Source organism: Rheinheimera hassiensis, assembly GCF_022436675.1.
Classification (GTDB): Bacteria; Pseudomonadota; Gammaproteobacteria; order Enterobacterales; family Alteromonadaceae; genus Alishewanella; species Alishewanella hassiensis.
Genome location: NZ_JAKUJZ010000006.1, coordinates 415,897 through 422,124 on the forward strand (window position 1 = coordinate 415,897; position 6,228 = coordinate 422,124).

General features: G+C 50.7%; 4 protein-coding genes. 3 read left to right on the forward strand and 1 reads right to left on the reverse strand.

All coding sequences use genetic code 11. The annotated features are described in order from the left end of the window. Positions 1–23 precede the first annotated feature (23 nt). Positions 24–1,097 (reverse strand): arabinan endo-1,5-alpha-L-arabinosidase, encoded by a 1,074-nt coding sequence (locus MJX74_RS15380; protein ID WP_240223768.1) that lies wholly within the window; start codon positions 1,095–1,097, stop codon positions 24–26. A gap of 224 nt (positions 1,098–1,321) precedes the next feature. Here MJX74_RS15380 and MJX74_RS15385 point away from each other — a divergent pair, with 224 nt between their 5' ends. Genes MJX74_RS15385 through MJX74_RS15395 form a run of 3 tightly spaced genes read left to right on the forward strand, consistent with a single transcriptional unit; the run spans position 1,322 to position 5,998 of the window. Further along, the gene (locus MJX74_RS15385; protein ID WP_068232795.1) at positions 1,322–2,674 is read left to right on the forward strand and encodes an MFS transporter; all 1,353 of its coding nucleotides are present in this window, start codon (positions 1,322–1,324) and stop codon (positions 2,672–2,674) included. A 10-nt stretch (positions 2,675–2,684) separates the two neighbouring features. After that, positions 2,685–3,629, forward strand: a complete 945-nt coding sequence (locus tag MJX74_RS15390) for a glycoside hydrolase family 43 protein (protein ID WP_240223770.1) — start codon at positions 2,685–2,687, stop codon at positions 3,627–3,629. Between the two features lie 26 nt (positions 3,630–3,655). Next, positions 3,656–5,998, forward strand: a complete 2,343-nt coding sequence (locus MJX74_RS15395) for a glycoside hydrolase family 127 protein (protein ID WP_240223772.1) — start codon at positions 3,656–3,658, stop codon at positions 5,996–5,998. The last annotated feature ends 230 nt before the right edge of the window (positions 5,999–6,228 follow it).

A 6,228-nucleotide genomic window follows, 5' to 3' on the forward strand; every position in this document is an offset into this window, starting at 1 on the left:
TTTTGTTTGTCGCTTTATCAGCGCTATTTTTGCTCTGCTGGCAGTAATACACTGCGATAATCGCTCAGCACACTGTCACTCAGCAGTGGCCATTTGGCGTCATCCCAGCTTATTTCGGCTATTTTTAGTTTTTGTAAGCCATTATCGGCCGCTTCATAAGCATGAAACACCAGATAGTCTTTACCGTTGAAGGTGTAGGCACTGTTATGGCCCAGGCCGGGCCAGTCACGGTTGCCTTTAAGTAGCACAGTGCCGCCGCCCTCATTTAGCGACTTACCGTCTTTATCCAGATAGGGGCCGGTAACATTTTTCGCGCGACCAACAACCAGATGATAGGTACTGTCGGCACCACGGCAGCATTTGCCATACGAGACAAACAGATAGTAATAACCATGCTGTTTAAAGATAAAAGGCGCTTCCAGCTCGCCCGGGCCTGGCTCGGCGTCATCAATAAAGGCCGAGCGCTGTGCTTTGGCAATGGTATGCCACTGCTGCGGCTGTGCCAGCGATACTAAGTCATCTGCCAGTTTTACCAGTTTTAAACCACCCCAGAATGAACCAAAGCTCATCCAGATATCGCTGTTATCATCGGCAATAATATTCGGATCTATCGCGTTCCATAAATCGCGCTGTGGCACTGATTGCAGCACTATACCTTTGTCCTGCCACTGGTAATCGGGGCTGCTTTTATCCAGCGTATTATTAACAGTAACACCAATGGCCGAGGTGTTTTTGCCAAAGGCCGACACCGAGTAATACAAATAAAACTTACCGTTGTGCTGATAAATATCCGGCGCCCAGATATGGCCATCAAAGCTTGGCGCCACCTGTTTAGCCCACTGTGGTTCATCAGCAAATACGCGGCCGGCCAGTTGCCACTGCAGCATATCGTCGGAGTGATAATAGGTAATACCCGGCCCGGTACTGAATAAATAGAAGCGGCCATCTTGCTGTGCCATCACCGGATCATGGATACTGAGTTGTGGCAGTGTTTGTTGTTCATCTGCGCAGGCGGTTTGCCCGGTTAATAACAAGGCCAGCGCTGAAACCCTGCCCACGCCAGCCAGCCATTTTGTTGTCGTTACCCCGTTTAACATCTACGCCTCCTTAAGGCTGCAGACCCCACCCTCTATAGGGGTTGATATCTGCTTTCATTTTAGTAGTATTGTATTACTATTTATCATATATTATTCGACAGTGCAAAACTCAACCAGCCAAACTGTGGCAGTTTTGCGAATAAAAAATATAAAAAACCGGTGCTACGCAGGAATAATCACAGGCTTGAACCTGCCGCATAGTACCGGGAACGACAGGGAACTTTATGCAAACTCACAAACTTTCCGTACTGGAGAAAGTCGGCTTTGGTGCCGGCGATATGGCGGTCAACGTGGTGATGTCATCTATGATGCTGATTATCACATTTTTCTACACCGATATTTTTGGCTTAAAGCCAGCCGACTTAGCGGTGCTGTTTTTAGTGGTGCGGCTGGTTGATGCGGTAACCGATCCGCTAATGGGCATAATTACCGACCGTTTTACTACCCGCTGGGGCCGCTACCGGCCCTACTTCCTGTTTTTAGCCGTACCCTTTGGTATTGCGGTATACCTTACCTTCAGTACCCCCGACTGGGATTACAACAGTAAACTGGTGTGGGCCTATGCTACCTATATTCTGGTCACGGTCATTTTTACTGCAGTGACCATTCCGTATATCTCTATTATTGGCGTGCTAACGGATAACCCGAAAGAGCGCTTATCCGCCAACGGCTACCGGTTATTTTTTGCCAAAATCGCGGCTTTTCTGGTGACTATTATTGTGCCTATTCTGGCAAAGCACTGGGGCGGAGAGAACCTGGCCGGTGGCTATCAGTCGGCGATGGGAGTGATGGCATTAATGGCAACATTGCTGTTTTTATTCTGTTTTTTTACCACTACCGAACGTATCCAGCATACCGTAGAAACGCTGCCGTTTTTGCAGCAGCTAAAATACCTGCTAAAAAATGATCAATGGCTGGTGCTGTGCGCGGTATGCGTTACCGGCACTATCGGCTATGTGGTGCGCGGCTCTGTCGCCGCTTACTACGCCAAATATTATCTTGGTGGTGACGCCGCTATGCTGTCAGCATTTTTATCCACCGGCGTCGCTGCAGCCATATTAGCCATGGTGGCCTCAACCTGGATCACCAAGCATTACTGCAAGGTGAAACTGTTCCGCTACAGCCAGATTTTAGTGGCGATATTAAGTGTGCTGCTATATGTACTGGTAAACCCCGGTGATGTGATGCTGGCCTTTGTGTTGTATTTTCTGCTGTCATTTGTCGTCGATTTGCATGCCCCGGTATTCTGGTCGGCTATTCCAGAGGCTGTTGATTACGGCGCCGATAAAACCGGCCAGCGCGTGTCCGGCCTGGCTTTTGGTGGTATCTCTTTTTGCCAGAAAGCCGGTATGGGCATCGCTGGTTTTATGGTTGGCAGCCTGCTGGCCGGTTTTGACTATGTGCCGGATCAACCGCAAAGTGCATTGGCACTGACCGGCATCGCCTTAATGCTGTCGGTTATTCCGGGCGTGTTTCATCTGCTGATGGGCTTACTGATGTTTCGCTATCGCATTACCGATAACTATTACCAACAGTTGGTCGGGAAAACCAGTGTCGTTAAGCCCACTACTATCTGAGGAGTTTACTGTGAGATTACAGCAGCCATTAATTGAACAGCGCGCCGATCCGTGCATTTATAAACACAGTGACGGCTTTTACTATTTTACCGCGTCGGTGCCGGCTTATGACTTAATTGAACTACGCCGCGCCAGAACAATAAATGAGCTGGCCAGCGCCCCGGCGGTAGCGGTATGGCATAAGCCCGACAGCGGCCCTTACTCTGAGCTGATCTGGGCACCGGAGATCCATTTTAATCAGGGTGCCTGGTATATTTATTTTGCCGCTGCGCCCAACCGCGAAATCAAAAATAAGCTGTTTCAGCACCGGATGTATGTGCTGCGCTGCACTGACGCCAATCCGGTTGGCGGCCAATGGCAGTTTGTCGGCCAGCTCGACAGCGGCATCGACACCTTTTGCCTGGATGCCACCACTTTTAGCCACCATGACCAGCTGTACTATGTCTGGGCACAAAAGGATAACGCCATCGAAGGCAACAGCAATTTATATATTGCGACGATGGACACGCCGGATAAATTAAGCGGTGCGCCGGTTATGCTAAGCAAACCTGAGCTGGAGTGGGAAACGCGCGGTTTTTGGGTTAATGAAGGCCCGGCAGTGCTCAAGCGTAACGGTAAAATCTTTTTAACTTACTCAGCCAGTGCCACCAATGAAAACTACTGTATTGGCCTGTTATGGGCCGATGAAAATGCCGACCTGTTAAACCCTGCCAGCTGGCATAAATCGCCGCAGCCGATATTTCAAAGCTGCTTTGAACATGGTGTTTATGGCCCGGGCCATAACAGCTTTACCGTATCAGAAGATGGTCAGCACGATATGCTGGTATACCACGCCCGCACCTATACCGAAATTGTCGGCGACCCGTTATGGGACCCAAACCGCCATACTTATGTTAAAGCCATACGCTGGGATGACAACGGCATGCCGCTATTTGGCAAAGCGTCAGAGGCGTGAAGTTTAACCCTGAGTGAGGAAGCAAGATGAAAGCTTTGCTTAGCTTGTGTATGTTACTGCTGGTACTGCCGGTCAGTGCCGCTATAGACACTTTTGCGCTTAATCAGGTACGGCTGCACAGCGGGCCCTTTTATCAGGCGCAGCAAACCAACATCGGCTATCTGATGGCGATGAACCCGGACCGCCTGCTGGCCCCTTACCGGCGCGAAGCTGGCCTGCCGCCACTGGCCGATCCTTACCCGAACTGGGAAAGCTCTGGCCTGGATGGCCATATCGGCGGCCACTACCTTAGCGCGCTGGCGTTGATGTACAGCGCCAGCGGCGAGCAGCAACTGCTCGAGCGGCTGAACTACATGATTAACGAGCTGCACAGTTACCAGCAAAAACATGGCGATGGCTACCTGGGCGGTATTCCCGGCGGCAAAGCCACCTGGCAGCAAATCAGCCAGGGCCAGATAGACGCTGATTTATTTGTGTTAAACAAGCAATGGGTGCCCTGGTATAACCTGCATAAAACCTTCGCCGGTTTGCATGATGCTTATGTTTACGCCGGCAATCAGCAGGCTAAGCAGATGTTGCTGCAACTGAGCGACTGGGCGCTTAAGCTAACCAGCCAGCTGAGCGATCAGCAACTGCAGCAAATGCTGATCACCGAATATGGCGGCATGAACGATATTCTGGCCAAAGTGGCCGAACTTAGCGGTGACGACAAATACCTACAGCTGGCGCTGCGCTTTTCTGAACTGCGTATTATGCAGCCGCTGTTACAACAACAAGATGTACTGGACGGCCTGCACGCCAATACCCAGATCCCGAAAATTATTGGCATGGCGCAGCTTGCCAGCCAAACGAACAACAACAGCTGGTATCAGGCCGCTGATTTTTTCTGGCAACAAGTAGTGAATAAACGCAGTGTCGCCATAGGTGGCAACAGCGTGCGCGAGCATTTTCACCCGTCAGACGATTTCAGCAGCATGCTAAGTGATGTAGAGGGGCCGGAAACCTGCAACACCTACAATATGTTAAAGCTAACCAAGCTGCTATATCAGCGCGCGCCAGAACCGCGCTATATGGAATACTACGAACGGGCGCTGTATAACCATATTTTATCGTCGCAGCACCCAGAGCATGGTGGCCTGGTGTATTTTACGCCCATGCGGCCCAATCACTACCGCGTCTATTCGTCGCCAGAGCACACCATGTGGTGCTGCGTTGGCTCCGGCATTGAAAACCACGCTAAATACGGCGAAATGATTTATGCCCATAAAGACGATCAGCTGTATGTAAATTTGTTTGTCGATTCCAGCCTGAACTGGAGCCAGCAAGCCGTAAAAATTCGTCAGACTACCGAATTTCCGGATCAAGACAGCAGTCTGATCACGATAGAACAAGGCGGTAAATTTGGCCTGAATATCCGTAATCCGCAGTGGGTCGCCGGTAAGGTGCAACTGACACTAAACGGCAAAGCCGTGGAATTCACATCAAAAACTCCAGGCTATTTAAGCCTGCAGCGCCACTGGCACAAAGGCGATAAGCTGGCGATTGCCCTGCCGATGCAAACCACGCTGGAGCAACTGCCGGATAACAGCAAGCACTATGCTATTTTGCATGGCCCTATTGTGCTGGCCGCGCGCAGCCAATGGCAGGACAAGCTTAGTTTTATTGCCGATAGCAGCCGCATGGGCCATATCGCCAGTGGCGAGCAATGCCCGGTTGATCAAACGCCGACCTTTATCAGTGATAACGCCGATTTTGTCCGCCATATTAAACCGGTTGCCGGCAAGGCGCTGGCCTTTACCAGCGGCGAAGCAGTGCTGGCCGGTGTTGAGGGCCCGTTAGAGCTGATACCATTCTTCCGGCTGCATGACAGCCGCTACACGCTGTATTTCCCGCACAGTAACGCCGGCCAATGGCAGCAACAACAAAATGTATTGCGCCAGCAAAGCCAACTTGACAGCCAACTGGCAGCTAAAACCATCGATATGATCCGCCCCGGCGAGCAACAGCCAGAAGCCGATCATCAATTTGCAGGTGAGAAAACCGAAGCAGGGGTGCACCAGGGCCGGCACTGGCGCCATGCTGCCGGCTGGTTTAGTTACCGCTTAAACACCAGAGGGCAAGATGCGCTGAAACTACGGCTGACGTATTTTGGCGCTGACAGCAACCGGCATTTCCAAATTTTGCTGAATAACCAGCTACTGGCTAATGTCAGCCTGACGGGTGAGCAGGGCGATAACTTTTACCATGTCGATTATCCGATCCCTGCCAGGCTGTTAAACACCGGCGATAGTATAGAACTGAAATTTGTTGCTAACGCCGGTTCCATCGCTGGCGGTATTTATGAAGTGCGTTTAATGCAGATTGACTAGGGCGTGTTGACGTTTGCTGGTTAGATTTTGTTCGTCTGGCGGTGTTTTTCTCACGAAACGAGGAGTGCGGTTTAGTTATTCTAAATAAACGACGAGTGACAAAGAGCAAAGCGCCGCCAGACGAACCCTGCGGGCAGCGTGTGGCTGGCATTTCTGTGGGGTGAAAATAAAGTTTCACCCCACATAATAAAATTCAGTCATTGAAAATATAGTGTCATCCTAATTTCGGT